This is a genomic window from Streptosporangium sp. OZ121 (genome assembly GCF_051918885.1).
In the GTDB taxonomy this organism is placed as follows: Bacteria; Actinomycetota; Actinomycetes; order Streptosporangiales; family Streptosporangiaceae; genus Streptosporangium.
The window spans coordinates 170,574-197,049 of record NZ_JBPXMC010000009.1 but is presented as its reverse complement, the minus strand read 5'-3'; the positions used below and the strand labels follow the sequence as shown (position 1 = coordinate 197,049).

The 26,476-nt window shown below is 70.8% G+C and carries 24 protein-coding genes; 14 read left to right on the top strand and 10 right to left on the bottom strand.

Annotated features, from left to right (window positions below; genetic code table 11):
- Positions 1 to 60: 60 nt before the first annotated feature.
- Positions 61 to 1,926, bottom strand: coding sequence for a CASTOR/POLLUX-related putative ion channel (locus ACTOQ1_RS18975; RefSeq protein WP_440068840.1), 1,866 nt, complete (start codon positions 1,924 to 1,926; stop codon positions 61 to 63).
- Positions 1,927 to 2,507: 581 nt separating this feature from the next.
- Positions 2,508 to 3,047 carry a DUF4262 domain-containing protein gene (locus ACTOQ1_RS18970; RefSeq protein WP_440068839.1) on the bottom strand — a complete coding sequence of 180 codons (540 nt, stop codon included), beginning with the start codon at positions 3,045 to 3,047 and terminating at the stop codon, positions 2,508 to 2,510.
- A gap of 276 nt (positions 3,048 to 3,323) precedes the next feature.
- Between ACTOQ1_RS18970 and ACTOQ1_RS18965 the strand changes: the two genes are divergently transcribed.
- Positions 3,324 to 4,130 (top strand): SDR family NAD(P)-dependent oxidoreductase, encoded by an 807-nt coding sequence (locus ACTOQ1_RS18965; RefSeq protein ID WP_440068837.1) that lies wholly within the window; start codon positions 3,324 to 3,326, stop codon positions 4,128 to 4,130.
- Positions 4,131 to 4,314: 184 nt separating this feature from the next.
- Here the strand turns inward: ACTOQ1_RS18965 and ACTOQ1_RS18960 are convergent, their stop codons facing one another.
- Positions 4,315 to 5,718 carry a hypothetical protein gene (locus ACTOQ1_RS18960; RefSeq protein WP_440068835.1) on the bottom strand — a complete coding sequence of 468 codons (1,404 nt, stop codon included), beginning with the start codon at positions 5,716 to 5,718 and terminating at the stop codon, positions 4,315 to 4,317.
- A gap of 139 nt (positions 5,719 to 5,857) precedes the next feature.
- Here ACTOQ1_RS18960 and ACTOQ1_RS18955 point away from each other — a divergent pair, with 139 nt between their 5' ends.
- Positions 5,858 to 6,001, top strand: a complete 144-nt coding sequence (locus ACTOQ1_RS18955) for a hypothetical protein (protein ID WP_440068834.1) — start codon at positions 5,858 to 5,860, stop codon at positions 5,999 to 6,001.
- 160 nt (positions 6,002 to 6,161) lie between these two features.
- Here the strand turns inward: ACTOQ1_RS18955 and ACTOQ1_RS18950 are convergent, their stop codons facing one another.
- Positions 6,162 to 7,721 carry a glycosyltransferase family 39 protein gene (locus ACTOQ1_RS18950; RefSeq protein ID WP_440068832.1) on the bottom strand — a complete coding sequence of 520 codons (1,560 nt, stop codon included), beginning with the start codon at positions 7,719 to 7,721 and terminating at the stop codon, positions 6,162 to 6,164.
- Between the two features lie 344 nt (positions 7,722 to 8,065).
- Between ACTOQ1_RS18950 and ACTOQ1_RS18945 the strand changes: the two genes are divergently transcribed.
- From ACTOQ1_RS18945 to ACTOQ1_RS18915, 7 genes are all read left to right on the top strand, one after another.
- Positions 8,066 to 8,581 (top strand): FBP domain-containing protein, encoded by a 516-nt coding sequence (locus tag ACTOQ1_RS18945; RefSeq protein ID WP_440068830.1) that lies wholly within the window; start codon positions 8,066 to 8,068, stop codon positions 8,579 to 8,581.
- A 164-nt stretch (positions 8,582 to 8,745) separates the two neighbouring features.
- Positions 8,746 to 10,119, top strand: coding sequence for an alpha/beta fold hydrolase (locus ACTOQ1_RS18940; RefSeq protein WP_440068828.1), 1,374 nt, complete (start codon positions 8,746 to 8,748; stop codon positions 10,117 to 10,119).
- A 170-nt stretch (positions 10,120 to 10,289) separates the two neighbouring features.
- The gene (locus ACTOQ1_RS18935; protein ID WP_440068826.1) at positions 10,290 to 10,811 is read left to right on the top strand and encodes an RNA polymerase sigma factor; all 522 of its coding nucleotides are present in this window, start codon (positions 10,290 to 10,292) and stop codon (positions 10,809 to 10,811) included.
- Positions 10,808 to 12,016, top strand: a complete 1,209-nt coding sequence (locus ACTOQ1_RS18930) for a CU044_5270 family protein (RefSeq protein ID WP_440068825.1) — start codon at positions 10,808 to 10,810, stop codon at positions 12,014 to 12,016. The genes ACTOQ1_RS18935 and ACTOQ1_RS18930 overlap by 4 nt, the downstream gene beginning before the upstream one ends.
- Positions 12,017 to 12,321: 305 nt before the next feature.
- Positions 12,322 to 13,167 (top strand): class I SAM-dependent methyltransferase, encoded by an 846-nt coding sequence (locus tag ACTOQ1_RS18925; protein WP_440068823.1) that lies wholly within the window; start codon positions 12,322 to 12,324, stop codon positions 13,165 to 13,167.
- A 157-nt stretch (positions 13,168 to 13,324) separates the two neighbouring features.
- A complete protein-coding gene (locus ACTOQ1_RS18920) occupies positions 13,325 to 14,011 on the top strand; it encodes a TetR/AcrR family transcriptional regulator (RefSeq protein WP_440068821.1) in 687 nt (228 codons plus the stop codon).
- A 72-nt stretch (positions 14,012 to 14,083) separates the two neighbouring features.
- On the top strand, positions 14,084 to 15,544 hold the full coding sequence (locus ACTOQ1_RS18915; protein WP_440068819.1) for a serine/threonine-protein kinase: 1,461 nt from the start codon (positions 14,084 to 14,086) through the stop codon (positions 15,542 to 15,544).
- 102 nt (positions 15,545 to 15,646) lie between these two features.
- On the opposite strand, the gene ACTOQ1_RS18910 is transcribed toward ACTOQ1_RS18915, so the two are convergent.
- Entirely contained in the window at positions 15,647 to 16,372 is a 726-nt protein-coding gene (locus ACTOQ1_RS18910; protein ID WP_440068818.1) for a hypothetical protein, read from the bottom strand.
- 225 nt (positions 16,373 to 16,597) lie between these two features.
- Here ACTOQ1_RS18910 and ACTOQ1_RS18905 point away from each other — a divergent pair, with 225 nt between their 5' ends.
- From ACTOQ1_RS18905 to ACTOQ1_RS18890, 4 genes are all read left to right on the top strand, one after another.
- Positions 16,598 to 17,785, top strand: coding sequence for a CE1758 family FMN-dependent luciferase-like monooxygenase (locus ACTOQ1_RS18905; protein ID WP_440068816.1), 1,188 nt, complete (start codon positions 16,598 to 16,600; stop codon positions 17,783 to 17,785).
- A gap of 2 nt (positions 17,786 to 17,787) precedes the next feature.
- Entirely contained in the window at positions 17,788 to 18,276 is a 489-nt protein-coding gene (locus ACTOQ1_RS18900; RefSeq protein ID WP_440068814.1) for a MarR family winged helix-turn-helix transcriptional regulator, read from the top strand.
- Complete coding sequence (locus ACTOQ1_RS18895; RefSeq protein ID WP_440068812.1) at positions 18,273 to 18,989, top strand: CE1759 family FMN reductase; 717 nt, start codon at positions 18,273 to 18,275, stop codon at positions 18,987 to 18,989. Before ACTOQ1_RS18900 ends, ACTOQ1_RS18895 begins: the two co-directional genes overlap by 4 nt.
- A 206-nt stretch (positions 18,990 to 19,195) precedes the next feature.
- On the top strand, positions 19,196 to 20,224 hold the full coding sequence (locus ACTOQ1_RS18890) for an oxidoreductase (RefSeq protein ID WP_440068810.1): 1,029 nt from the start codon (positions 19,196 to 19,198) through the stop codon (positions 20,222 to 20,224).
- Positions 20,225 to 20,237: 13 nt separating this feature from the next.
- Here ACTOQ1_RS18890 and ACTOQ1_RS18885 read toward each other — a convergent pair whose 3' ends face one another.
- Together ACTOQ1_RS18885 and ACTOQ1_RS18880 are read right to left on the bottom strand one after the other, a co-directional pair.
- Entirely contained in the window at positions 20,238 to 21,008 is a 771-nt protein-coding gene (locus tag ACTOQ1_RS18885; protein WP_440068808.1) for a phosphotransferase, read from the bottom strand.
- Positions 21,005 to 22,549 (bottom strand): MFS transporter, encoded by a 1,545-nt coding sequence (locus tag ACTOQ1_RS18880; RefSeq protein ID WP_440068806.1) that lies wholly within the window; start codon positions 22,547 to 22,549, stop codon positions 21,005 to 21,007. The genes ACTOQ1_RS18885 and ACTOQ1_RS18880 overlap by 4 nt, the downstream gene beginning before the upstream one ends.
- Positions 22,550 to 22,638: 89 nt before the next feature.
- On the opposite strand from ACTOQ1_RS18880, the gene ACTOQ1_RS18875 reads away from it, so the two are divergent.
- A complete protein-coding gene (locus ACTOQ1_RS18875) occupies positions 22,639 to 23,601 on the top strand; it encodes a LysR family transcriptional regulator (RefSeq protein WP_440068804.1) in 963 nt (320 codons plus the stop codon).
- A 319-nt stretch (positions 23,602 to 23,920) separates the two neighbouring features.
- On the opposite strand, the gene ACTOQ1_RS18870 is transcribed toward ACTOQ1_RS18875, so the two are convergent.
- The 3 genes from ACTOQ1_RS18870 to ACTOQ1_RS18860 all read right to left on the bottom strand — a co-directional run bounded on the left by ACTOQ1_RS18870 (position 23,921) and on the right by ACTOQ1_RS18860 (position 25,938).
- Positions 23,921 to 24,616 carry a hypothetical protein gene (locus ACTOQ1_RS18870; RefSeq protein WP_440068803.1) on the bottom strand — a complete coding sequence of 232 codons (696 nt, stop codon included), beginning with the start codon at positions 24,614 to 24,616 and terminating at the stop codon, positions 23,921 to 23,923.
- 250 nt (positions 24,617 to 24,866) lie between these two features.
- Positions 24,867 to 25,286 (bottom strand): ATP-binding protein, encoded by a 420-nt coding sequence (locus ACTOQ1_RS18865; RefSeq protein ID WP_440068802.1) that lies wholly within the window; start codon positions 25,284 to 25,286, stop codon positions 24,867 to 24,869.
- 163 nt (positions 25,287 to 25,449) lie between these two features.
- Positions 25,450 to 25,938 carry a hypothetical protein gene (locus tag ACTOQ1_RS18860; protein WP_440068800.1) on the bottom strand — a complete coding sequence of 163 codons (489 nt, stop codon included), beginning with the start codon at positions 25,936 to 25,938 and terminating at the stop codon, positions 25,450 to 25,452.
- Between the last annotated feature and the right edge of the window lie 538 nt (positions 25,939 to 26,476).

Here is a 26,476-nt window from a genome sequence, read left to right as displayed (position 1 = left end):
TGCTGCTCGGGCTCGCTTTCATGATCACTGCCTGACCCGGCAGGGCCCCGCCCCGGCGGGTCAGCGCTCGGCCAGGACGATCACCGAGTCGCCGGGGCCGAGGCGCAGCGGTCGCGACTTGTCCGGATTGAGGACGACGCCGAAGTGCGGGGCCTCGTTCACGCGTTCCGCCAGGCGGTAGCCGATCGCGGTCTCGCCGCGGCGCCGGGCCGACTCGATCACCGAGGCGAAGTCGACCGGCGCCCCGGGGCGGACGTACCGCTCCGCCGGGCGCGGGTAGACCTCCGAGCCCCCCGAGTCGAAGAGCTGGCCGAACACCTCGGCCAGGTGCCGGTTCTCGGCGAGCTGGGCAAGCAGCAGGCCGATCACCGTGTCACTGATCACGATGTCGTCGGCCTTGGTGACCTCGGCCAGGCTCCGGTTGTTCTCGTCGTGCATCTCGCTGACGATGGAGTAGCGCTCGCCGAGCGAGGACTGCATGTCGCGCAGCTGGAGCAGGGTCGTCAGGGTGCGCGTGTCGGCGTGGCCGGGGCTGTAGCGGTCGTCGGAGAGCACGATCACGTGCTGGTACAGGCCCAGGCCGAGCGACTCCAGCGCGTAGCGGTCGGAGGTGTCGCACTCCTTGACGTTGACCGTGAGGTTGCTCAGCCCCATGAAACCGGTCGCCGCGTCGGGGTGGTCGGAGGCGATGTCCAGGACCGAACCCGGCGCGACGTAGCCGTCGAGATAGCGGACGACTCGGCGGCCCCGGCCGTTCCAGTTGAGGACCAGGGTGCGCTCGGGGCCAGGTCTGGTGTGCTCGACCAGGACGATCGACTCCTCGCGGGCCGAGGGCATGCCGGCGGCCAGGTGGATCATCGAGTCGTCGTTGGCGATCACGATGATCTCGTCGGAGTCGGAGATCACGGTGCTCATGGGCGGGTTCAGCGTGACCGTCCCGGCCTGGCGCAGCCCGATCACCGTGGCGGTCTGGTACGCCGGGAGCACCTCGCCGTACGTCATGCCGGTGAAGTCGGGGTCGGAGCGCAGGTAGATCTCCCCGTCGCCGAAGTCGAGCAGGTCCATGCAGACCACGGACATGCCCGACTGCCGCGACGACTGCACGATGAGCCGGGAGGCGGTGTCGTCGGAGTCGACGAGGTGGACGTCGGGGCCGCCCGCGAGACGCGCGGCGGCCATGTTGGAGCTCTCGGCGATGGCGGCCACCACCGGCGGGTGGCTGCCGGGCCGTTTGGCCAGGGCGAGCAGCGTCTTGATGACGTGCGCGTCGGGGTCCTCGCCCTGCGGGGAGAGGACGACCACCGAGCGGGCCCCGGCGAGGTTCATCAGGTCGAGGTCGGTCGGCTCGGTGGGCCGCCCGGTCCGGCAGACCAGCCTGGTCCTGCCGGTCTCGCCCGCGAACTGCCGGATCTCGTCCTCCATGGCGATCTTGTCCTTGTCGGCGAGGATCGTGATGACCGACCTGCGGTCGCTCGCGTGGGCCTGGGCCAGCTCGCTGACGATCGTGAAGACCTGCTCCGACCAGCCCAGGATCACGATGTGGCCGCTCTCGATGATCCGGGACCTGCCCTTGCGCAGCTCCTCGAACCTGCTCTTGAGGTCGTTGGAGAGGATGCCGACCAGGGCGCTGACGATGAAGAGCCCGCCCAGCGACGCGACGAACATCAGGGCGACGAACGGCGCGCTGCCGGTGTCGCTGGCCACCTTCCCCGGGCTCAGCGCGCGCATCAGCGTCATCCACAGCATGCCCGGGGCGCCGTGGTTCTTCGCGGCCTCGTGCGGGGTCAGCCACAGGCTCAGCGCCGTGACCAGCAGGATGAGGCCGAGAGAGACGAGGGCGAGCCATCCGATCAGCGCGGGCGTGCCCCGGGACATGGTGTTGTCGAACCAGTAACGCAGGCGTTCTCGAAACGTCGCCCTCGGCACGGAATTCCTCCCCCGTCGGTAAAGCACAGTCGACAATTGTACAAAAACTACAGGTCGCCGAGTGGGGGGTCGGGTGAACGCGCCGGAGGTCGCCGATATGGGCGCCCGACGCCGCGCGGGCGGGGAAGCCCCGCGGGCGGGGAAGCCCCGCGGGCCGGGGCCGGGCGAGGTGCGCGAGCCGCGACGGCCCCGCCGAGGGGAGGTTCTCAAGGCCGTTCCCTGGCCCTTCCCCGAGGTCGCCTCCTTCGTCCCCGGGGAAGGGGCAGGAAGCGCCGTGAGGAAATGGCCATGGGCTTTATGCGGGCGACTCCTGAAATAAGGCCCTGAGTCACCAGAAAACGGCATAAAACAGGTGAGTCGGGTTATTTAGCCGGTTATCTGGTTTTCGGTTCGCCGCAATGCCGGAGCCGGTGCCCGTCGCGATCTCCGGCGGTTCGGCCGGTGCCGGTGGCGTGTCTCCGGTCGCGGGTGGTGTGCGGCCGCCTCGGCCGGGTCTCCTGCCGCAGGCGGTCTGTCGCCGTCCCGGTCGCCGGTGGCATGTGGCCACCCCGGCCGGGTCTCCGGTCGCGGGCCCGGGTTCGTCAGGGAAGTTTGGTCCAGGGGCCCGGGGCGTGGTCGTCCCTCGGGATCCACAGCGCGGGCTGGAGCTCGCGGAGTCGCGGGGCGCAGCCGTCGTTCCAGGGGAAGCGGCCCGCGGCGTCCGGCCAGACGACCTCCATGAAGGACAGCGGGGGCCGCTGGTAGAAGTGCAGCGCCGTGCCGAACAGCGACCGGTACCAGCTCGTGTCCACCGTTCTCGCGACGACCGGGTAGTCCCTGATCACGTCGTCCCGCTCCCGGGCCTCGGCCAGGTGACGCCCGGCGGCGATCTCGCCGGCCAGGGTGTCGAGGCAGTTGCCCATCACCTCCACGCGGAGACCGAACATGGCCACCTCGGGGGAGCGGAGCGTGTGCCACAGCCCGACGGTGAACGCCCAGCCCGGCCCGTCCTCGTCCTCCGGGACCATCACGACCGCCCACCCGCGATCCCGGACACTTCGCATCGTCCTGAGGTCGGCCTCGTCGAGTTCTACCTCCTGCTCGACGCACAGCAGGCAGTGGCACGCGCTCTGGTGGGACACATGTCTGATCGTAGTGCTTTGTGGTCGTTCATGCCTACAAGTCCGACCTTGCCTGCCCGCTCCGGGCTCCCTCCGTCCGGGGACGCGAGCGCCCGGACGGCCGCCGGAGCGCTCACGCCGGATGAAGAGGTTCGGGTCCGGCATGGATCACCGGTCCGAATCCAGCGTGAATTGCCGGTCCGAATGCTGCCAGCCCGGGGCCGCGTGCCCGCCATAGCTTTGCTCGCGTGAAGGGTCCCTGCCGCCGTACGGGGCCCGATGACGAGAGGGCATTCCATGGACCTGCAGCTTTCCGGCCGTGTCGCGGTCGTCACCGGCGCCTCCAAGGGCATCGGCCTGGCCGTCACCCGTACCCTGCTCGGCGAGGGGGCCCGCGTGGTCGCCGCCTCGCGCAAGAGCAGCCCTGAGCTGGAGGCGCTCGACGGCGCGGATCTTCTCCACGTACCGGCCGACCTGACCGACCCCGAGGCTCCGGGCCGGATCGTGGCGCGGGCCGTGGAGGTGTTCGGCGGGCTGGACATCCTGGTGAACAACGCCGGCGGCCCGCCGCCCGGTGCGGCCCTGCCGCGCTTCTCGTTCCTCGCCCCCACCGACGACGACTGGCGGGCGATGTTCGAGTTCAACCTGTTCTCGGTCGTACGGGCCGTCCGTGCCGCCGTCCCGGTGATGCTCCAGCGGGGCGGAGGCTCGATCGTCAACGTGTCCTCGGGCGGCGCCCGGCTGCCCGCCCCCATGAACGTCGACTACAACGCGGCCAAGGCGGGCCTGAACAATCTCACCAAGGCGCTGTCGGAGGAGTTCGCGCCGCAGGGCATCCGGGTGAACACCGTGTCGCCGGGGCCCGTGCGGACGGCGTGGTGGACCGAGGAGGGCGGCGCGGCCGACATCATCGCCGCGCAGGCGGGAACCGACCGTGACACCGTGATGAACAGTGTCGCGGTGGAGATGATGAAGCTGACCACCGGCCGCCTCGTCGAGCCGCAGGAGGTCGCCGACGTGATCGCCCTGCTCGTCTCGCCGCGCTCGGCGAGCACCACCGGCGCCGACTTCGCCGTCGACGCCGGTTTCCTCAAGGAGATCTGAGGCCGCTTTCCGCGAGGAGATCCGAGGCCGCGCAGGCCCGTGGCCGCCGGCCCCTTCGCAGACCGGGTCCTGGTCTTCCGGCGCCCGGCCCCCGGCCCCCGGCGCCCGGCCCCCGGCCCCCGGCGCCCGGCGCCCGAAGACCGGAAGACCGGAAGACCGGAAGACCAGGGCCCCGGGTGCCGGTTCAGGCGGGCAGGGCGACCAGCTCGACGTCTCCGGTCAGGAAGGCGGTGAGGAACCTCTCCCGGCCGACGATCTGGAAGATCTGGTCCGCGTACCGCCCATCCGCCCCGTAGCCGAGATCCTTCTTTTTGATCGGAGGCACCAGGGCGCCCTCCACGCCGACCATGAGCCTCCTCGTGGACTTCTCGCCCCCGTGGTCGACCATCCAGTTGTAGATCTCCCTGGTGACCACCTCGACGAACCCCTCCGAGATCACCAGCGGCCTGTTCGTGCCCTTCATCTTCGCGGTCAGACGCGGATGGATGAGGGAGTGCGTCATCTCGTGGACGATCGTCTCGATCACCTCCCAGCGGGACCGTGACTGCGGCTGGTCGGGCCTGAACTCGGTGACCAGGCCGATGCCGCCGCCCTTGTCCCCATGGGAGTTGGAGCCGATGTGCTGGGCGTAGAAAAGCGTGAGCCGCTTCGCGCCCTTCTCCTCGTTCATCCATTTACCGAGCGCTTCGAAGAGGAATACGTTGTCCGCGCTCCGGGTGCTGTCGTATCCGGCCGCGTCGAAAACCGTTTTTCCCGGTGCGCCCTGCCCGCCCACCTGGAAGGCGCGGGTCATCAGGTGCCTCACCAGGTCGTTCTCGGTCGGTACGGCCGTGGTCTTGTCGTATATGTTCTTGAAATAGTCGAAGCCCGTCACGAACGGGTTGTCCTCCCTGGCCGCCGCGTACGGTTGCAGCATCTCCCAGGCCACGGACTGGGCGAGCTGCGCGATCATCTCGAAGTCGGACATCTTCTGGAACGCGCGCTCCACCCCGGGCGGCCTGCGCCATATCGCGACCTCCCTGATGAGAAATTCCTGCAGTCGCGGGAGCAACTCCTTGAGGAGAAGCGCCCGGTCGAGCGGGGGTCGTTCACCCGGCGCCCCGGGAGGCGGGGCGCCGTAGCAGGCGGCGGCCCGTTGCCGCGCCTCCTCCGGGAGGCGCGGCACCTTCGCGCCCAGGGCCGCCTTCAGCCATCCGGTGCGGCCGAGCACCTGGAGTTCGAAACCGTCGCGGTCGGAGAGAGGCATCCGAGGCCGCACCGTGGTGACGTTGTTCACCAGCCAGGCCAACGCCTCCTTGACATTGAAGCCGGGGGCGCCCGTCTGGTTCACCGCCAGCAGGTTGGCCGCGTACAGCAGCCAGTGGCGGAGCTGCGGATCCGTCAGATTCCCGACCAGGCCGGAGTCCTGGCCGACGGCCCTGTGGATGCTCACGAGCTTCTCCGTCACCCCCGCCTCGTCGAGACCCGCCAGGACGCTGTGCCGGACGTTGATCTGGAGCGGTCCAAGATTGAGCGTCCGGTCAGCCGGAAGGTCTCGCCGGACCACGGCAAGGGCGTCCTCGGTGGTGGGGATCTGTGGCGTCGACATGCCTGCCTCCGTGCTGCGGATCGGTGGTGGCCCCATCAAATCCGCTCGACGCCGAATTGGGAACGGCGCGGCGGCATGGAATTCGAAGCCCGGGATTTGCGAGCATCCGAAAACGCTTTAACAACGCGACCTGACAGGAGTGGCGATCCAGAAGTGGTTCTCGCGTGACGCGCTCGACACCGGCCGTGTTTCCTGGTCGCGATCCGCGATTATTTTTCCCGCTCTCGTTCCGGCTTTTCTGATGCGTCCTGAATTTTCGGCGCATTTTCAGAACTGGAAATGACGCGACCGGTGCACGGGCATCCAGGCGTCAGCCGGTGCCCGCGGTCCGCACGCCCGCCGCGTCCGCGATGACCCGCGGCCAGAGCGGCCAGGGAGACGTCCTCATCGACATCCCCGCCAACATGGGACGTCCCGCGCGGGTCTCGCGGGTGGCGGGGACGTCAGCTGTGGTGCCGCATCCCGGGCCAGAGCAGCTGCCACGGGCGCAGCGGATCGCGGCAGACGAGGATGGGCAGGTGCTGCTCCTCGTTGGACAGGCCGACGCCGTTGTCGATCCTGCCGCGTTCCTCGCAGGTGGCGAACACCCGGGAGTAGCCGCCGGGGGAGTCGGTCACGACCACGGCGATCCGGGCGGCCGGCGACGGCGGGCCGCGCCAGTAGAGCTCGTTGTGCCCGCTGTGGACCTCGGGCAGGCCGTACTCCCCGCCGTAGCGGTCCAGCGCCCCGGCCTCGCCGTAGTTGTCGGTGAGGAGCACGGTCCGCGCGCGCTCCTGGGGCGTCAGCCCGCCGACCACCGCCGCGACCCGCGCGGCGAACTCCGGCCATCCGATCGACTCGCGCGCCACCTCGTTGATCCCGGCGACCAGGGTGCCCTCCAGGGCCGGGGGAGGGATCACCGGCAGCGCGATGACGACGGAGAGGACCGCGTTGGCCGCCAGGGCGCCGACGACCAGCGCGCGCCGTCCCGCACCCGACATCCACCGGCTGACCGGTCCGCACCCCGCGGCGAAGAGCAGCACGAGCAGGCCCGCCACGTAGTCGGGGCGCCCGCCGGAGTAGAGCGTCAGCGCGCAGGCCAGCGGGTAGGCCAGGGCGAGGCAGCGCAGGCGGGGCTCCCGCCACAGCCGTACGGCGCCGACCACCTGGACGACCGCCTGGGGCGGGCCGAGCAGCAGGAACTGCAGCGGCACGAAGGCGAGGCGGTTGTCGGCGCCCTCGTCGGCCTCCAGCGCCCCGGCCATCACCAGCTGCGGCCAGCCGTGGGTCGCCTGGTAGACCAGGTTGGGCGCGGCGATCACGAGGGCCAGCAGCGCGCCGAGCCAGAGCCTGCGGTCCCGCAACACCTCGCGCGGTCCCGCCGCCAGCACGCCCACGCCCACGCTGACCAGGAGCAGCACGATCAGCTGCCGGTTGTACGTCGCCACCCCCGCGACGGCGCCCAGCGCGAGCCACCAGCGGCCGTCGCCCCGCAGCGCCCGTACGGCGAACAGCGCCGCCGCGACCCAGAGCGGCAGGTCGACCCCGAGGGTGAGCAGGGAATGGCCGCCGATCAGGAGCAGGGTCGTGGTGGCGATTCCCGCCGCGGCGACGATCTGCGCCCTCCGGTCGCCGCCGAGCTCCCGGGCCAGGAGGGCGACCAGGACGACGACGAGCGACGCGATCAGGGCGGGAACGACGCGCAGGGCGACCACGGTGTCGCCGAACACGGCGACCGAGGCCCGCGCGATCAGCGGGGTCAGCGGCGGGGTGTCGAAGTATCCCAGGGCGGGCCGCTCACCCAGCATCCGGAAGTACAGCTCGTCCCGGTGATAGCCGTAGCGCGGGCTCGCGACCAGCAGCACGGCGAGCGTGGCCAGCGCGACCGCGCCGACGGGCCACCGGGCGAAGGGGGCGGCCGGGACGGTTGGGCCAATGGTGTGCGAGGCGGTCGTGTCAGCGGTGTGCGAGGAGGAGGGGGAGGACGCGTCGGGGGCGTGCGGCGCGGAGGAGGACTCGGACACCCGTTCATCATCGGCTTTCGAGGCCGGTGACGCGAGGGGTGATCCCGATCCGCCCGCCATCCGGCGACGGGCGCTCGCGCGGCCTCCGGGTGTTGGGAGAAAAATCCCTCGACGTCCTTGATGTCGCACTGAGACACTGGCCGCTGCCGGAGGCCCGGGATCACCTCGGCCTGGCCGAGACCCGTCCCGGCCGGACCTGACCGAGCTGTGACCTAGCCCGACCGGGCTGTGACCTGGCCTAACCTGGTCTGGCCGCTCACCGGTCGGCGGAGGCGCCGACCGCGGGGGCCGGAGCCGGGGCTCCAGGGGCCTTTTCCAATGATCGTCATGACGGTAGGTGAACCATGAACCCGGTCGGAGAGCGAGAGATACGCGAATCCTTCGTCAACTGCTCGAAGGGGGAGGCGCGCAGGCTCAACCTGCCCAGGAACCTTTCCGAGCTCTCCTGGGCCGACCTCGACTTCCTGGGCTGGCGCGATCCCGGCGCCCCCGACCGGGGTTACCTGGTCGTCGAGCGGCAGGGCGAGCTCGTCGGCGTCACCCTGCGCGTCGCGCAGGATGTCCGCAGGAGCTTCACCAAGAGCACCGTCTGCTCGCTCTGCCTGACCCCCCACTCCGGCAGCGGGGTCGCCCTGTTCGTCGCGCCCAGGGTCGGCGCCGCAGGCCGCCAGGGCAACACGGTCGGCACCTACATCTGCGCCGACCTGGCCTGCTCCCTCTACGTGCGCGGCACGAAGCGGGCGGAGTCCGGCGTGCGGTTCGAGGAGACGCTCACCACGGAGGAACGGATCACCCGGACCGCTCTCAACCTGGAGGGCTTCCTGGACAAGGTCTTCGACGGCGACCTGCGTTCGGCGTGACCGGATAGCGGGTCCGCCCGCCTTCCGGAGGTCCCATGGCCCGCGCACTCGCGTAGTGGCCGCGTGATCGTCGCGGGATGACATCCCCCGGTCTGATGCGCAGTCTCCGGAATCAGACCGGGCTCCGATGTGGACGGGGTGGCCGTTCGGAGATCGTGGCCTTCATGCTGACGTCGATCGCCGTCGCCCTGACCCTCCTGGGTTCGGGCGTGCAGGCACCACAGACCGATTCCCTCGACTGGAGCACCTGCCCGGGTGACAAGATCGGGATGGAGTGCGCCGACCTGCGGGTACCCGTCAACTGGCAGCAGGCCGGCGGACGCGAGATCACCCTGAAGCTGGGCCGCCTGAAGGCCACCGGCACCTCCGAGGGCTCCGTCCTGATCGCCTACGGCGGGCCGGGCGCGCCGGGGATCGCCATCACCCGGTCCGGGAACCGGTGGGCCGAACTCCGCGAGCGCATGGACATCGTCACCTGGGACACCCGGGGCTACGGCGAGCAGACCGGGGGCCTGAGCACCGGCCTGCCGTGCACCTGGACGCGCATCCCGCTGCCCGAGTTCCCCGAGGACGACGCCGACTTCGGGCGGCTCTCCGACACCAACCGCGGCTACGCCGAGGCCTGCCGCAACAGGGATCCCGAGTTCTTCGCCAACATGAGCTCGGCCGACCAGGCCAGGGACATGGAGGCGATCAGAAAGGCCCTCGGCGGCGCCAAGCTCAACTTCTACGGCGCCTCCTACGCCGGGTTCTACGGGCAGGCGTACGCCAGGCTCTTCCCCGGCCAGGTGCGCACGATGGTGCTCGACGGCACGTGGAACCACAGCACCGCCGACTGGGCCGGTGAGCTGGAGGCGATGGCCAGGAGCAACGAGGAGGCCATCGGCCGTTTCTTCGACTGGTGCGCCGCCGGACAGTGCCGCGACGTACCCGCGAAGTGGCGCAAGCTGGTCGCCGGGGCCGATCGCACGCCGATTCCCGCCAGGCAGGCCGGCATCGCGTACGACGGACGCGACCTGCAGGCCTTCGCGGTGAGCTCCGCCAGGAAGGGCGCCGAGGCGTGGCCGAAGCTGGCGCGGGACATCCGCGCGGCCGTCGGCGGCGACGCCTCCGGCTTCGTGCCCGAGCGCGGCGCCCGCTACCCCGACCAGTCGACCGGCGTCACCGAGTGCGTCGATTGGCCCCGTCCCGCCGGCCGCGCCGAGCTGGAGGCGACGATCGCCCGGCTGCGCGAGGTCGCGCCCAACGCGGGCACCGCGAACACGATGGCGACCGCTACCCTCGGCTGCGTCGGCTGGCCGGTACGGGTGACCAACCCGCCCGCCCCGCTGCCCAAGGGGTTGCCGCCCATGCTCGGCGCGGGCGCCTGGGGCGAGTCCGACGCCGTGCGGCGGGTGCTCAGGCAGGTGCCGGGCAGCGTCGTCGTCCGGCACGAGGGGCCCGGCCACACGCTCCAGGCTTCCAACCCCTGTGCCCGCGCCCACATCGACCGCTATCTCACCGACCGCGTGCTGCCCGCGCCCGGGACGAGGTGCTGACGCGCGGGCGGGCCCCCGCGGTCACCGGGCAGGAGACGGGTCCCGGGCAGGGATGATTCCGGATTTGTAGTGGTTCGTACCATTTTTTTGAAGAAGGCAGGTAACAAACGAGGAGCCCCGGCCATTTCCCCGTGTCAGAACAACACATCCGGTACGAAGGGGGCGGGGCGGTGACGGACGACTCGCAGCGGTTCACCAGCATGTACGACGAGTGCCGGCAACGTGTCTGGGCCTACGTGGTCAGCCGCGCGGGACGGCAGGTGGCGGACGAGGTGGTGAGCGAGACGTTCGCGATCGCCTGGCGGAGGCTGGAGGAGGTGCCGGAGCCGGCCCTGCCGTGGCTCCTCGGGGTGGCCCGCAACGTGCTGCGCGACAACATCCGGGCGGAGGTCCGGCGCGACGCGCTCAGCGCCGAGTTGCGGGCCTGGACCGAGGACGACGTCGCCGAGCAGGTCGCCGAACGGCTCAGCGTGCTCAAGGCGCTGACAGGGCTGTCGGAGGACGATCGGGAACTCCTGATCCTGACCGCCTGGCAGGGACTCTCCCCCCGCGAGGCGGCGCGGGTCGTCGGCTGCTCTCCGACCGCCTTCCGGGTACGGCTCCACCGCGCGCGTAAACGGCTCAAGCAGGAGATGGACACCGCCGCGTACCCCGGACCCCGGATGAGGAACCTCAGCGAGGAGTGGTCATGAACCCCATCGATCAGCTGCGGGCCGCACGCCCCGAGCACCTGGGGGACGCCCCGGTCGACCCGCGTACCAGGGCCGCCGAGCTCTCCCGCGCCATGGCACAGCCCCGGCGGGCGCCGGCCGGGCGCAGGGCCGTCCGCCCGGGGTGGGGCCTCGGCCTCGGTCTCGCCGGAGCCGCCGCGGCCGTGACCGCGGTCGCCGTCACGATCTCCGCGACCGGCGGCACGGTCCCGGACGCGCCCTCCGCCCAGGCCGATCCGGGCCGGACGGCCTCCAGCCAGGCGTCCTCCAGCCCGGCGCCCTCCGCCTCGCGGGTCGAGCTCTCCAGCCGATCCATCCTGCTCGCCGCCGCCCACGGAGCGGCCCGCCAGCCGGACACGACCGGCGCCTACTGGCACACCGCGTCGGTGACCCGGATGCTGTCCGAGGCGGCGGACGGGGACTACACCGTCGTCGAGCGGACACGGAACGAGGGCTGGACCCCGTCGGCGACCGGCGGGGACCAGTGGAGCCGGACGCGGTCACTCGGGGCGCGGCCCGCGAGCCCGGAAGACGAGGCGGCCTGGCGGCGGGCCGGTTCCCCGACCGAGATCGAGGTCGAGGCCCCCGGCAAGGGCGGGGGCCGGAGAGGCGGTTACGTCCTGTCGACCGAGCCGGGAGAGGCGAAGGACAGCCACACCCCGCTCGTCGACGGGGACAAGGTGTTCTGGCTGGGCCGCAACGTCACCATGAAGGACCTGCGCGGCCTGCCCGACGACCCCGACGACCTCAAGGCCTGGCTGCTGCGCTCGTACACCGGGAGCGGCACCGAGTCGGACGACCCGATGTCGTCGGACGCCTGGCTGTTCGCCGTCTCGATCGGGCTGATCACCGACATGCCGGTCACCTCGCAGGTGCGCGGCGCCGCCTTCCGGATGCTCGCCGACCTCAAGACCATCAAGGTCTCCCGCGGCGTCACCGACGCGGAGGGCCGCACCGGCAGCGCGGTCGCCATCGAGGTACGGGTCAGGGCGAAGGCGGACGCCAAGGACACCGGCGGAGTCCTGCTGGACCGCCTGATCTTCGACGAGGCGACCGGCAGGGCGCTGGCCAGGGAGAGCGTCGTCGTACGGCCGGGCGGCCCGCAGGCCGGATTCGAACCGGGCACCGTATGGCACTCCCAGACCGTCCTCGAAGCCGGCTGGACCGACGAGAAGCCCGCGTCCTGAATCCCCGGACCCGCGTCCTGGATCCCCGGACCCGCGTCCTGGATCTCTGAACCCGCCGTACTCCCGGGGGCGTACGGCGGGCCGAGGCAGACGCCGGCCCCCGTGGACGACGTCCGCCACCCGGTCGCGTGCGCCCCTCCCGCTCCGGCCCGCCCGGATGACGATTGACATGTACGGTTCCACGCCCTCATTATGAACAAGCATTCATGAACGAGTGTTCATATCGGGGATGTCGCGGCCGCACCGAGAGCGGAACCGGCGAGAAGCCGTCCGGGACGTCCCGAGAGACCCACGGGAGGAACGCGGTGCTTTCCATCGTCAACACCGAGCAGGCGGAAGCGTGGAACGGCTACGAAGGGAACCACTGGGCCGATCACCAGGCCCGGTACGACGCCGTGAACAGCGGGTTCAACGACCACCTGCTCGCGGCGGCCGCCATCGGCGACCGGGACCGCGTGCTCGACGTCGGATGCGGCAACGGGCAGGTGACGCGGCTGGCCGCCGGGCGGGCGCGGCTCGGACAGGCCACCGGGATCGACCTGTCGGCGCCGATGCTGCGGCGGGCGCGTGCCAGTGCGGCCGGCGAGGGGATCGCCAACGTGACCTTCGAGGAGGGCGACGCCCAGACCCACCCCTTCCCCGCCTCGGGTTTCGACGTGGCGGTGAGCCGGTTCGGGATCATGTTCTTCGCCGATCCGGTCGCCGCGTTCGCCAACATCGGCCGCGCGCTGCGACCGGGCGGGCGCCTGGCCATCCTGTCCCTGCGAAGAATGGCCGACAACGACCTGGGCGCCGTCTTCGCGGCGATGGCCGAGCACCTGCCGTCGCGCCCCGCCCCGACCGAGCCCGGTGCCCCCGGCCCGGAGTCGCTGGCCGACCCGGACCGTGTCCGCGAGGTGCTCACCGGCGCGGGCTTCGAGAAGGTGACCTCCACACCGGTCGACGCGCCCCAGGTGTGGGGCAGGGACGCCGCCGACGCGGCCGGTTTCCTCGGAGCATGGGGCCCCGTCCGCTTCGTCCTCGACCAGGTCGACAAGGACACCGCGGCCCGGGCCCTTGACGCGCTCACGGTGGCGCTGCGGCCCTACGAGGAGCCCGACGCCGTACGGCTGCGCGGTGCCGCGTGGCTGATCACCGCCACCCGTCCCTGACCCGCACCCGCCCATGACCGGCACCTGTCCCTGACCGCCACCCGCCCATGACCGGCACCTGTCCCTGACCGCCACCCGCCCATGACCGGCACCTGTCCCTGACCGCCACCCGCTCCCGGTGATCACTTGCTCCCGGCGGTCACTACGATGCGATGTGATGTCCCCGAGAAAAGCAGCGGCCCTGCGTGACGGCGAGGGCGATCGGAGCCTGCGCGAGCACCTGATCGCCGCCGCCGAACGCCTCATGGCCCAGCGCGGTACCGCCGGGCTCACCGTACGCGACATCGCCCGCGAGGCCCGGGTGGCCGACGGTGTGCTGTACAACCACTTCGAGGGCAAGGAGGAGTTGCTCGCGCTCGCCCTGCACGCTCACGTCCAGACCGCCGAACGCGGGCTGGGCGAGCGGCCCACCAGGGCCGGAAGCGGCACCGTCGAGGACAACCTGCGCGCCTACATCACCCAGGGGCTGGCGCTGCACGTCGCGATCCTGCCCTCCTTCGCGGGCCTGCTCGGCCGGCCGGAGGTCCTCATCCGGTTCGCGAACCTGCCCAACCCGGTGGCGGGCGGCCGGGGACTGCGCGCGGACCTGGCCACGTACCTGCGCGCCGAGCGCGACCTCGGCCGCCTGGCCCCGGGCGCCAATCCCGAGGCCGCCGCGGCCATGATCATCGGAGCCTGCCACGAGTTGGTCCTGCCCCACCTGTTCAGCGGTGGCGCGGCGACCGCCCTGGAGATTCCCCCCGGCTTCGTCGAGGATCTGCTCACCACCGTCCTGAACGGCATCGGCCCGGTCGCGAGTCCCGGAACCGTCGCGGGAGCGGGGACGTCGACTTCCCCGACGTGAAGCCGACGAACAGTTCGAGGGATCGTGCTCTGACGATCCCGACCGTGAAACGGCAAGGAGGGCAGGAGACCGATGGACACCGAGGGATGGGCCGTCAGTGTTCCCCGCGGATACCGCGTCGGTGACTGGCGGGTCGGCAGGCCCATCTCCACGGGGAGCTGGGCGAGCGTCTACCTGGGAGTACGAGACGGGGAGGGCGCGACACGCACGGCGTTGAAGTTCCTGCCCACGGGCACGGTCACCCGGCGGCAGCTGGGACACCTCAAGGACATGACGCAGCGGGAGATACGCCTGCACAGCAGGCTGCGGCACGCTCGCCTGATCCGGTTGCACGAGACGCTCGTCATCGACGACGCGGGAAATCCCGAACTCGACGGCGCGTGCGTCCTGGTGATGGACCTGGCGGAACGGTCGCTGGCCGACCTGATCCAGGGAGGGGCTCCCGCTCCCGGCGCGCCGAGGCTGATCGCCGAGATCTGCGAGGGCATAGCGCACATGCACGCCGAGGGGTGGGTGCACGGAGACCTCAAGCCCAACAACGTGCTCGTGATGGCCGACGGCTCGGTGCGTCTCGCCGACTTCGGCCTGGCCACCGAGATCGACGGGACCCACGGTTACCTTCCCCCGATGGGGTCGGTGGACCACGTGCCTCCGGAGCGCTGGGGCGAGCCCCTGAGCGAACGCGGACACGCCGTGTGGGCCTCGGCCGATGTGTGGGCGCTCGGCGTGACGGCCTGCCAGCTGCTCACCGGTCACCTTCCCTTCAACGCCCCGACCGCCCGCGCGCGCTACGTGGCCGCCGCCGAGTACGCGGCGGGCGAGCGGCCCCTGACGCTTCCCGTCTCGCTGCCCGAGGCCTGGCGCTCCTGGGTGACCGACTGCCTGACACCCGATCCGAGGCTCCGGCCCAGCGCGGCCCGCCAGCTCTACCGGGCACGGGTGCTGGCCGGAACCACCAAGGCCCCGCTGCGGCGAACGGGCACACGGCTGGCGGGGGCGATCGCCGCGGCCCTTCTGGTGATGGCCGGCGTCTCGGGGGCCGGGATGGTCGACTCGTCGGTGGCCGATCCGTTCGGGCGCTGGTTGCGCTCCGATTCCGACATTCCCCCGGAGTACCGCGCGCTGATCGTCGAAGCCGGCACGATGTGCGCCGAGCCGGGCCTGAGCCCGGCACTGGTCGCCGGCATCCTGAAGGCGGAGAGCAACTTCGACGCGGGGCTGTTCGACGTGGCCAACAACGAGTACGGCCTCGCGCGCTGGACGCCGTCGGTGCTGCAGTACTACCTGCCCGCCGACCGCCGCGGCGTCGTCCCCACCCCGCCCTTCTCCCCCGAGGACACCATTCCCGCCGTCGGCCGCTATCTGTGCACGCGGCTGCCCCTGATGGCCGGGGTGCCCGGAGATCCCGGCCTGCTGGGAGCCGCGGCGTTCCGTTCCTCCGACGATGTGGTCCGCCGGGAGAACGGGGTTCCCGAACGCATCCGGCCGTTCGTCGAACGGGTACGGAAGCACCGGGCCGAATACCAGCCGTGATCACCCGCGTGACCGGTCCGCACGTCAAATGTGATCACCTGCGTGACCGGTCCGCACGTCAGATGTGACCACGTACGTGACCGGGCCGGACGCCGGACGTGATCACGTGTTCAGCCATTTCAGGTGCTCCTCCCGCACCAGGTCGAAGCGCAGCGCGACCGAGACCAGCGCGGCGCGCTGCCAGTCGGCCTTGCGCGAACCGGACGACGGCTTGACGCGCAGTTTCGTCCGTGCGAGATAGTCGACGTGGAAGTTGACCGCGGCCCGGGTCAGTCCCGCGCAGCCGGGGACCTCGTGCAGCCGCTCCAGCACCTCCGGCACCGTCGGGATGACCGCGGACGTACAGTCGCGAAGGCGCGGCTCGCAGAGCGCGATCAGCACGAGGAAGTATTTCGCCGTCTCGTCCAGGGGAAAGCCGGAGACGGTCGGCTCACCGACCGTCGCCTCGGGCGCGTCGAGGTCGATGAAGCTGTGCTGTGAGGCGAAGACCAGAAAGGAACAGGCGCCACCCGCCACCGGGAGCGCCACCCGGGCGAACTCGAACGGTACGGGCGCGGCCGCCCGGCGCGGAGCCACCTTGAGGAACTCCCCGCCCCCCTCGGGATTCTCCACGACAAGGGTGGAGTCACGGCTGAGATTGGTGAGCAGCCAGTAATCCTCCATGGCCCGTATGATCCCGGCCCGCCGGGATATCCCCGGATGATCAAGAGGGAAGTCGACCGGGGCGTCCGCCGAGCCGCGGCCAAAAGTGATCTCGCGGCCCGGAGAGAGCTCGATGACGACCTGTTCGGCGTCGGAGACCTCGGTCTGCAAGAGGATCGTCCGCATCCACCCACCCTCGCAGCGTTCCGGAACCTCGGGCGTTGACGAGCCACAGCTTACGTTGATCAACGCCGTTGTCAGAACCGCCCGGACGGGCGTTGGCGGCGATCGCCTTCGTGACCCTCTGGAAGGGCGTCGACGGCGCCTGGGTGGGGCGGGTCTCCCATCGCGGGAATACATGCGCAGGCATGTTGTTGTGGTGTCCAGAAACAACCTGAAAAGGCGGACATCATGCAGTTTGGAATCTTCACGGTCGGTGACATCGCGCCCGACCCGGTCACCGGCCTTACCCAGAGCGAGGCGGAGCGCATCGGCAACATCGTGCGAATCGCGCAGCGGGCCGACGAGGTCGGGCTGGACGTGTTCGCGCTCGGCGAGCACCACAATCCCCCCTTCGTCCCGTCCTCGCCCACCACCCTGCTGGCGCACATCGCGGCGTTGACCAAGCGCATCATCCTCAGCACCTCGGTCACGCTCATGACCACGAACGACCCGGTGAAGATCGCCGAGGACTACGCCATGCTCCAGCACGTGGCGAAGGGGCGGCTTGATCTCATGCTGGGACGTGGCAACACGGTGCCGGTCTATCCGTGGTTCGGAAAGGACATCCGGCAGGGCGTGGCTCTCGCTCTGGAGAACTACAACCTGTTGCACCGGCTCTGGCGGGAGGATGTCGTGGACTGGGAGGGCACCTTCCGCACGCCGTTGCAGGGCTTCACCTCGACCCCGCGGCCCCTGGACGATGTGCCGCCCTTCGTCTGGCACGGCTCGATCCGCACTCCCGAGATCGCCGAGCAGGCCGCCTTCTACGGCAACGGATACTTCGCCAATCACATCCTGGCGCCGAACCTGCACTTCAAACCGCTCGTGGACTTCTACCGCGCGCGTTTCGAGCACTACGGGCATGGCACGAGGGAACAGGCGATCGTCGGCCTCGGAGGGCAGGCGTTCATCGCCCGGCGCTCCCAGGACGCCGTGAACACCTTCCGACCGTACTTCGAGGAGTACCCGGTCTTCCGGGGGAGCTCGCTCGATGACTACATGGCTCGCACGCCGTTGAGCGTCGGCAGTCCGCAGGAGGTCATCGACAAGACCCTCACTTTCCAGGAGGGCTTCGGTGACTACCAGCGCCAGCTCTTCGCGCTCGACGGTATGGGGCTGCCCGTCGAGATGGCGCTCGAGCAGGTCGAGTTGCTCGGAACCGAGGTCGTCCCGGTGCTCCGCAAGGAGATGGCCGGCAGGCGCGCCCCCGGGGTGCCCGACGCCCCCGTCCACAGCACCCTGGTCGCGGAGAAGTACGGCGACGCCCAGCCGCGGCAGCCGCGCCCGAACCCGAACCGCGGCGACAACCTCTCCGGCTCGTCCCCGTACCAGGACAGCGACCCGGCCGTGGCGGCACGCTTCCCGTCGGTCGTGTGACCATGGCGGGCAACGTCCGACTCGCGAACGAGGCATGGGAGGCCTTCTTCCGGGCGCAGGCCACGATCGCCCGCGAGTTCACCGAGGCCGATCACTGGGGTGATCTGCTGCCGCGGGAGTACGGCGTGCTCTACGCGCTCTCCACCGCGGGACGCGGGCTGCGGATCACCGAGCTCGGTTCCGACGTGCTGATCTCCCAGCCCGGCATGTCCCGGCTCGTCGCACGGCTCGAAGCTCGCGGGCTCGTCGAGCGGGAGGACGACCCGGACGACGCCCGTGCCTGTCGCATCCGCCTCACGCCGGCCGGCGTGGAGGTCCAGCGACGCGCCGGCACCGCCCACGCGCGACATGTGGCCCGGGCGATGACCCGGGCCCTGGACCCCGGCCAGCTGGAGATGATCCGCGACCTCAGCCTCAGGCTCCTCGAAGCCGCCGAGCACGAGGCGGCGACCGCCGCCACCCCGAAGAGAACGAAAAGGAACCCCGAATGAGCCCCGACACCTTCGACCCGCACGATTCATCCGAACCGGACGAGCCCCTGCGCCTCGTCGTCGTCAGCGCCGGTGTGAGCGAACCCTCCTCCACCCGCCTTCTCGCGGACCGCACGGTGCAGAAGGTGCTCGACCTGCTCCGTGAATCCGGCACGCCCGCGACCGTCGGGGTCATCGAGCTCGGACCGCTCGCGGTCGACATCGCCCAGGCGATCGTCTCCGGATTTCCCGGCGAGCGCCTCAAGGCGGTGTTCGAACGCCTTGCCGCCGCCGACGCCGTCATCGCCAGTACACCCGTGTACAAGGCGGGTATCAGCGGGCTGATGAAGTCCTTCGCCGACATCCTCGACAACGACCTGCTCATCGCCAAACCCGTCATCCTCGCCGCCACCGCGGGCACGGCCCGGCACGCCATGGTCGTCGACGAGCACCTCCGGCCCCTGTTCGCCTTCATGCGGGCTCTCCCCGTGCCCACCTCCCTCTTCGCCGCACCCGAGGACTGGGGGCAGGCCGCGCTCGGCGACCGGATCCAGCGAGCCGCCACCGAACTCGTCCTCCTGCTGCGCAGTGGCGTCGGCAGGTCGATCGCCGACAGCGCATGGACCGGCTACCAGCACCAGTTCGGCGGCAACGCCACCCGCGCCGAACGCAGCGCCGACGACGTCGACTTCACCACCGACCTCATGCGACTCGCGGCCGGCGGAACACTGTGATCGCGGGTGCCGGTCCCCGACCGGAGTGCTTCCAAGGGAACCGGGGTGCTTCCGAGGGAATACGGCACGTTTGCTAAGTGGAGGATCCTCCGTTATCGTCGACCCCACGTAAACGGAGAATCCTCCGTTTTGTTGACCGTCGTAGGAGAACCCATGCGCCACATCGAGCCCGACCACCTGGGCCCCGACCTCTCGGAGGCGATCGCGTGACCGCGCCCGCACCCACACCGCAGATCCCGCTCGGCACCGGATACGGTCCCGCGACGACCGCGGGCGAGATCGTCGCCGGTGTCGACCTCACCGGCAGGACCGCGATCGTCACGGGCGGCTACTCCGGCCTCGGCGTCGAGACGGTCCGCGCGCTGCGCGCGGCGGGAGCGTCGGTCGTCGTTCCCGTACGGAACCGCGAGAAGGCGGCCGAGACCCTCGCCGGCGTCGACGGCGTCCAGCTCGAACCGATGGACCTCCAGGATCCCGCGTCGGTCGACGCGTTCGCCGACCGCTTCCTCGACGGTGACCGGCCGCTGCACATGCTGATCAACAGCGCCGGGATCATGGCCGGCCCGCTCTCCCGCGACGCGCGCGGCTACGAGTCCCAGTTCGCGACCAACCACCTCGGCCACTTCCAGCTGACGCTCCGGCTCTGGCCCGCGCTGCTGCGGGCCGGGGGCGCCAGGGTCGTCGCGGTCTCGTCATGGGGGCACCGCGAGTCCGACATCGTCTGGGACGACGTGCACTTCGAGCGCCGCCCTTACGACCCGATGGGCGCGTACGGGCAGTCGAAGACGGCCAACAACCTCTTCGCCGTCGAGCTCGACCGGCGCGGACGCGACCGCGGGGTGCGGGCGTTCTCCCTGCACCCGGGCAGGATCCTCACCCCGCTCGTACGGCACACCGACCCGGAACTCCTCCAGCGGATGGGCATGATCGGGGAGGACGGCGAACCGCTCATCGACCCGTTGCGAAACAAGAAGAGCCCCGAGCAGGGCGCCGCGACGAGCGTGTGGTGCGCCACCGGCCCGCAGCTCGACGGGCTCGGCGGCGTCTACTGCGAGAACTCCGACATCGCCCCGCTCGTCCCCGAGGGCGACGACCCCGTCGCCATCGCCGAGGAGCGGGTGCGAACCGGGGAGTCCCTCGCCTTCGGCGTCATGCCCTACTCGATCGACCCGCACTCCGCGACCCGGCTGTGGGACCTCAGCGAGAAGCTCACCGGAGCGCGCCTCGACGCGTGACGACGCGGCACTGTCACTCCTCGTCGAAGGCCCTGAGCAGGAGGTCGCGGTTCGCGGCGAGGTAGCGGATGTCGGCCTCGTACAGGTCGGCGTGGCCGCCGTCGATGTGGGACTGGAACGCCTTGTCGCCCCGTTTCGCCTGGGCGCGCATGAAGTCGATGAGGGCGCGCAGCCGGTCGGCCACGATGTCGAGGAGCGCGGCGTCGGCGGGGACGCCGTAGGTGTGGCAGAAGCGGGCCGCCCGGCGTCCCTGCTCCGCGGGGCTTCCGTAGCTGTCGGGATTGTCCGGCGCGTGCAGGGGAGCGAACCGGTAGACCGCGTACGCCACGTCCCATACGCGCGGGCCCGGATGCGCGGCGTCGAAGTCGATGAGGCCCACGACCGTGCCCTCGCGCACCACGCAGTTGTACGGCGCGGCGTCGCCATGGCAGATGACCTCGGCGGGCGAACGCGCGGGCAGCCACCACCGGTCGCCGGGACCGGTTTCGAACGTGGCACTCGCGTCGTGGAAGCGGCGCAGCAGCGTGGCCGCCGAGTCCAGGAGTTCGGGCGTGCGCAGCTCGGAGGGGAGCGCCTGGTGCACCTGTCCGTGCAGGAAGGTCAGCACCTCGTCGCCGTCGGCGTCGAGGCCCAGCGGCTCGGGGGCGCCGTCGAAGCCCTGCGCGCGCACATGCCGCAGCAGCCGGTGGATCACCGGCGACGCCGCGGAGGCCGGGCGGCGGACGGTGTCGCCGTACCGGCGCACCACGTTCATGCCGCCGCGGAGTTCCTCGCCCTCGGTCATGCGGCGGGCTTTCCCGTACGATCCGCTCCGGTACGCCACACCGTCGCCGACACCAGCACGGAGGCCAGGACCAGAGCGCCCGCCGCGGCCAGGAAGGCCCACCGGTAGCCGCTGACGGCCGCCGCAGGGGAGGAGCCGCCGGCCTCCAGCGCCACGCCGGTACGGCCTATCGCGATCGCGGCGAAGACGGCCAGCCCCAGGGCGCTGCCCAGTTGCTGCATGGTCGTCTGCACCCCGGAACCGAGTCCGGCGTCCTGGTCGGTCACCCCGTGCAGCGCCGCGTTCTGCAGCGCGGGAAAGGCGATCCCCAGCCCCGCGGCGATCATCACCATGGCGGGCAGCACGTCAACGGCGTAACCGCCGGCGACCGACATCCTCAGCGCCACGTACAGCATGCCCGCGGCGCTGAGGACGAGACCGGCGCCGCTGGTGAGCGCGGTACCGAGCCGGTCGGTCAACACGGTGGAGAGCATCAGCCCGCCGAGGAAGGCCACGCAGAACGGCAGGTAGGCCAGTCCGGTGGCCAGCGGCCGGTAGCCGAGCACGTTCTGCATGTACAGGGTGAGCAGGAACATCGTCGCCGCCATCCCGCTGGCCAGCGTGACCGTCGCCAGGTTCGCCGACAGGCGGACGCGGCTCGCGAAGAAGCGCGGCGGCACCAGCGGCGAGGCGGCCCGCGCCTGCACGACGAGGAAGGCGGCCAGCGCGGCCAGCCCCGCGGCCAGAGGGACGAGGGTGGTCGAGGTGCTCCACCCGGCCTGACCGGCCGACAGCAGGGCGGAGATGAGCGCGATCAGGCCGGTCGTGACGAGTACCGCCCCCGCCCAGTCCACCCCGCGGCCGCCGCCGCCCGGCCGCGCCTTCACCAGCCGTGGCGCGAGCAGCAACGCCACCGCGGCGACCGGCAGGTTGATCAGGAAGATCCAGCGCCAGCCCGCCAGTTCGGTCAGTGCCCCGGACAACAACACCCCCACCGTGGCGCCCAGCCCGCTCAGCCCTCCCCAGATCGCCAGGGCGCGGGCCTTCTCGCGACCGTCGCGGAAGGTCAGCACGATGATCGACAGGGCGGCCGGCGCCGCCAGCGCCTCGCCGAGGCCCTGCCCGAACCTGCTGGCCACCAGCATGCCGGTGTTCGCCGCGAGCCCGCTGGCAAGTGACGCCAGCGCGAAGATCGCCGTGCCCAGCAGGAACATGCGGCGCCTGCCCCACAGGTCGGCCAGCCGCCCGCCGAGCAGCAGCAGCCCGCCCGCGGTCACGACATAGGCGTTGACCACCCAGGCGAGGTCCGCCGTCGAGGCGCCCAGGTCACGTTGCAGCGAGGGCAGCGCGACGTTCACGATCGAGCTGTCCACGGTGAACATGAACTGCACCGTCGCCAGCACCGCCAGCGCGCGCCAGCGACGCGGATCCGCCGCGCCGCCCTCCGCCGCATCGCCCTCGGCCGCACCGGTCACGTCGGCGGTGGCGGTCTTGTCTCGGACGTTCGTGTCTTGGACGGTCGTGTCTCGGACCGGTTCGCCCGACCGGGTGTCCTCATCCATGAGATCCACTTCATCGCTCACCGGCGTGCGGTGTCCAACAAGACCTTCCCTTCTTGACAAGCGTTGCTTGTCGCTGCAGCGTGTTGGGGGTGGATCTCGACCTTCGACAGCTTCAGGCGTTCGTCACGACCGCCGAGGAGCTGCACTTCGGACGGGCCGCGGCCCGGCTGTGCCTCACCCAGCAGGCGCTGTCGCTTCGTGTCCGGCGCCTGGAGGAGACCCTGGGCGGATCGCTGTTCGTGCGCGGTCACCACCTCGTCGAGCTGACCGACCTGGGACGGCGGCTGCTGCCCCTGACGCGCCAGACCCTGGCCGCGGCCGAGGAGATCGTGGCCGCCGCCCGGCTCGACTGCCGTCCGCTGCGGCTCGACACCTTCCGCCCGATCGCCGGCTCCTTTCTGATGCGCTGGCTGATCGACCTGGTTGACCTGCCGCTGGAGCTGAGCAGCCGGCACAGCCTGGGGACCGCTCTGTCGGCACTGCGGCGTGCCGAGATCGACGTGGCCTTCGGCCGGGTCCACGGCCTCGCCCCCTCCCGGTTGGAGGACCTGGCTCATCAGCCCCTGAGGTTCGAGCCGCTGTACGCGCTGATGTCACGCCGTCATCAGCTGGCGGCGCGGTCCCGCCTGCGCCCGGTCGACCTGCGTTCCTGCGGGATCTGGACACCGGCCCTGGCGGGCGCCACCGAACTGGACGGCTACCTGCGCGCCTTCAGCGACCACTTCGCCGTCCCCCTGGCCATCGGGCCGGCGCTGGCCACGCTGGAGCAGGTGGTGGCGCGGATCCACGCCCGTACCGACCGGGTGTGGCTGATCGACGCCAACGCCCAGACCGCCGGCATCGCGGACACGGCGCTGATCCCGCTGGTCGATCCCACCCCGCTCTACCCGTGGTCGCTGGTCTGGCGGCGCCGCAACCACCATCCGCTCCTGAACCGGCTGCTGCACACCGCCACCACCACTGCCCGGCAGGAGGGATGGCTCCACTACGAGCCCACCACACACTGGCTGCCGGCCGAAGACCTCGCCGCCGCGACCGCCGGCCGTCCGTGAAGACCGCGAACACCGGATCAACCACAGGATCCAGGAAACAGGACCCAGGGCGACCATGTCACCCTCGTCGATCCCGTCCGTGCCCGTATCGAGCGGCCACTCCGGCACGATCGGCGATACTGCCCACCTGCGCCACGCGCTGGACCAGGGCGCCGACTGACCCCGGCCCTACCACGAGGGCAGCACCTGTTGAGACCGGCGCGACCGGCCAACGGCGCCGGACGAGCCTGAAGACGCTGAAATCACGTGACGCCGGACAGGTGGCGACGGTCAAGGCGCGGAGGCGTCGCTCCGCTCAGCGGAGACGAGCACACTTGAGCTACAGGTCCAGCGCCGGGGCGTAGACCGACTGCTGCTCCCGGACGAGCCGGTCAAGGTCCAGACGCACGCCGCTCATCGCTTCCACGGTCGCCAGGGCGGTCTCCCAGTCGCGATATTGATCGGGGTACGGCACGCCCGTTTCGGCGTCGGTCATCTTCCGGTTGTGGAGCATCCGGAGTGCGCCAAGGTAGGCATCCAATCCCCGCGGGTTCTGGCCGGTGCATCCCGCCGGCTGGGGATGCAGGATGTCCAGCGTGGTGACAAGAGCGCCGTCGGCGCCGTAGCACAACTCATTGGCATTGTTGATCAACCACCAAAAACCCCACGCTTGAGCGTTCTCGGTCAGCCTGGCCCACGCTCCCGGGGTGGTGGGCGCGAAACCGACGCTCGCTATGAGGATCACACCACGCTCGCTTTGCTCCAGCGCCACATAGCCGGTGTCCGGCAGATCCACCGGAAGGCGCGGAACGATCGTGCCGGGGTCGGCACCCAGCCGGCACGCGACCTCGGTGACCGTCAGCGGCGTGTCACGACCCCGTACGACCATCCAGAACATCGAATCGGTGTTCATGTACCGCCCCGCGGACAGGTCGTCAAGATCTTCCAAGAAGCGCGTGTAGTGTTCGATCATCTCAGGTGTAACCGGATCCATTGATTTTCCGCCCCTGTCGGGAAGCGCCAGGATAGCGATCACTCACGACAGTGGCCACGCCGCGGCATGTGTCGCATGCCGCATGGGCTCGGCCGGAGACGTGGGGCGGCTTCAGTCCTGACGTGATGTTTCGGGGGGTGGCGAGTTCGACCTCGAATCCGTCGGCGACCAGGACGGCAGGTCGTCCCCCCTCGCGCGGTCACTCGCGGTTGTTCCCGGTGGACCGGTGTGATGGTACGAATCCATCCAGATCTCGTACCATCACACCGGTCCACCGGCCTTGTCCGGGTTCTCAGCCGGGTGAGCCGAGCTCGAACCAGATGACGGTCCCGGTGCCGTCGCGGTGGAAGCCCCAGCGGGTCGCGAGGTCGTTGACGAGCATCAGTCCCCGGCCGCCCGTGGCGTCCAGCCCGGAGTTCCTTACGCAAGGGATCCGCGCGGAGCCGGGATCCTGGACGGTGACGACGACGCCGTGCGGGAGGAAGGCCACCGTGACGACGAACTCCCCTGGCCGCTCGACCGGTCCCGTACCGTCCCACCCGATGCCGGTATCAACTGGCTGGGTGGGGTGCTCGACGGCGTTGGTGGCGAGTTCGCTGGTGAGGAGCACGGCGTCGTCGTGCAGCGGGTGGTCGCCCCCGAGGATCTCGGCGACGAAGTTTCGTGCGGACCTGACCTGGTCGCGGGTGGCCCCGAACTGCTGAGAGATCACGGGAGAGCTTGCGGGTACGTGATCCGCGTGACCCGAGGGCGTCGACCACCCGGGCACGTGGCCCAGGTGCGGCGACCACACCGCTCCCGCCTGGGCCGGACCTGCCTGGGTCGGTTCTGCGTGGGCCGGTTCCGTGGCGTCTTCGGCTGTGGCCCGGAACCGGTCAGCGAACACGCCGACGAGCACGGAGAGGAGTCGCCCCGCCATCCCCGTCACCCCCCTTCCTCGTGATCGCGACGCCCTTCCCGCCCCCGGCGTCCCTTTCCGCGAACCTGACGTCTTCGGTGCCGTCGACACCTCCAGGCCGTGGCTCTGGAACGGCCGTTCGGCGGCCCGTCCCGGGGAGACGCCGTGGCCGTTCACGCTGGTCGGGGGCGAGGTGGGGGCGGAAGTCCTCGATGTGCCGCATCCGCGCGACCAACTCGGCGAAGGTGTCGGCCTCGACCAGGCCGACGCGCTCCCGGCACCAGGTAGGGGAGAGCGCCCACCAGCGCTCGGTGACTTTGCCGTACCAGAGACACCAGCCGGTGAACCGGAGAGTCGGCGCGCCGGTGTCGTCTTCACCGGGCTCGCAGGAGAGGGGAGCGGGGAGGTTTTCCGTTGTTTCGGCGGTCGTTGTCGTGCCGGTCGCTTCGACGGGTGGCGGGCTCATGCCGTCACCCCTTTCCGGTACGCCTCGCGCCTGCCCGGCCAGGGCCGTACACTTGGCGACTCCCGTCCGTACGGCTGCTGCTGCCTGGACGAAGGCTGTCCGTGCGGCGATTGTCCGTACGGTGGCGCGGCCATCGCGGCCGGTCGCGCGTGGCGTCCCCTGCCTGCGGGAGAACCGGCGAAGGGCCGGCTCGCCGGGCGCGTGACCACGGCGGCGGATGGATTCGGCGCGGCGGGCACCGGGTGTGCGGCCGGTACGGCCGAGGGCAGCCGACCGCAGAGCCCGAGGCGGCGCCGGGCCATCATGCGGGTGCGGACCTGGGCCGGAGTGGGCTGCTCCCACAGATGGCCGGGCCGATGCGGCAGGCTGGCGGCGTCGTGCGCGTACGGGGGATGGCCGCACCAGCGGCAGCCCAGGGGCGAGGGTGGCTGCTCGGCATGCCAGCGGACCCTGATGATCTTTGAGGTTCTATTAGGGTTGGACACAGGTCGCACCTCCAGTGTGCGGTTGAGGTTCTGCCAGACGACGCCATTCGTCT

Coding starts and splice junctions, on each gene's coding strand:
- ACTOQ1_RS18965 (WP_440068837.1), top strand. CDS start 3,324: ATGGACCTGCAGCTTTCCGGCCGTGTCGCGGTCGTCACCGGCGCCTCC.
- ACTOQ1_RS18960 (WP_440068835.1), bottom strand. CDS start 5,718: ATGTCGACGCCACAGATCCCCACCACCGAGGACGCCCTTGCCGTGGTC.
- ACTOQ1_RS18945 (WP_440068830.1), top strand. CDS start 8,066: ATGAACCCGGTCGGAGAGCGAGAGATACGCGAATCCTTCGTCAACTGC.
- ACTOQ1_RS18940 (WP_440068828.1), top strand. CDS start 8,746: ATGCTGACGTCGATCGCCGTCGCCCTGACCCTCCTGGGTTCGGGCGTG.
- ACTOQ1_RS18930 (WP_440068825.1), top strand. CDS start 10,808: ATGAACCCCATCGATCAGCTGCGGGCCGCACGCCCCGAGCACCTGGGG.
- ACTOQ1_RS18920 (WP_440068821.1), top strand. CDS start 13,325: ATGTCCCCGAGAAAAGCAGCGGCCCTGCGTGACGGCGAGGGCGATCGG.
- ACTOQ1_RS18915 (WP_440068819.1), top strand. CDS start 14,084: ATGGACACCGAGGGATGGGCCGTCAGTGTTCCCCGCGGATACCGCGTC.
- ACTOQ1_RS18910 (WP_440068818.1), bottom strand. CDS start 16,372: ATGCGGACGATCCTCTTGCAGACCGAGGTCTCCGACGCCGAACAGGTC.
- ACTOQ1_RS18905 (WP_440068816.1), top strand. CDS start 16,598: ATGCAGTTTGGAATCTTCACGGTCGGTGACATCGCGCCCGACCCGGTC.
- ACTOQ1_RS18900 (WP_440068814.1), top strand. CDS start 17,788: ATGGCGGGCAACGTCCGACTCGCGAACGAGGCATGGGAGGCCTTCTTC.
- ACTOQ1_RS18895 (WP_440068812.1), top strand. CDS start 18,273: ATGAGCCCCGACACCTTCGACCCGCACGATTCATCCGAACCGGACGAG.
- ACTOQ1_RS18885 (WP_440068808.1), bottom strand. CDS start 21,008: ATGACCGAGGGCGAGGAACTCCGCGGCGGCATGAACGTGGTGCGCCGG.
- ACTOQ1_RS18880 (WP_440068806.1), bottom strand. CDS start 22,549: ATGGATGAGGACACCCGGTCGGGCGAACCGGTCCGAGACACGACCGTC.
- ACTOQ1_RS18860 (WP_440068800.1), bottom strand. CDS start 25,938: ATGAGCCCGCCACCCGTCGAAGCGACCGGCACGACAACGACCGCCGAA.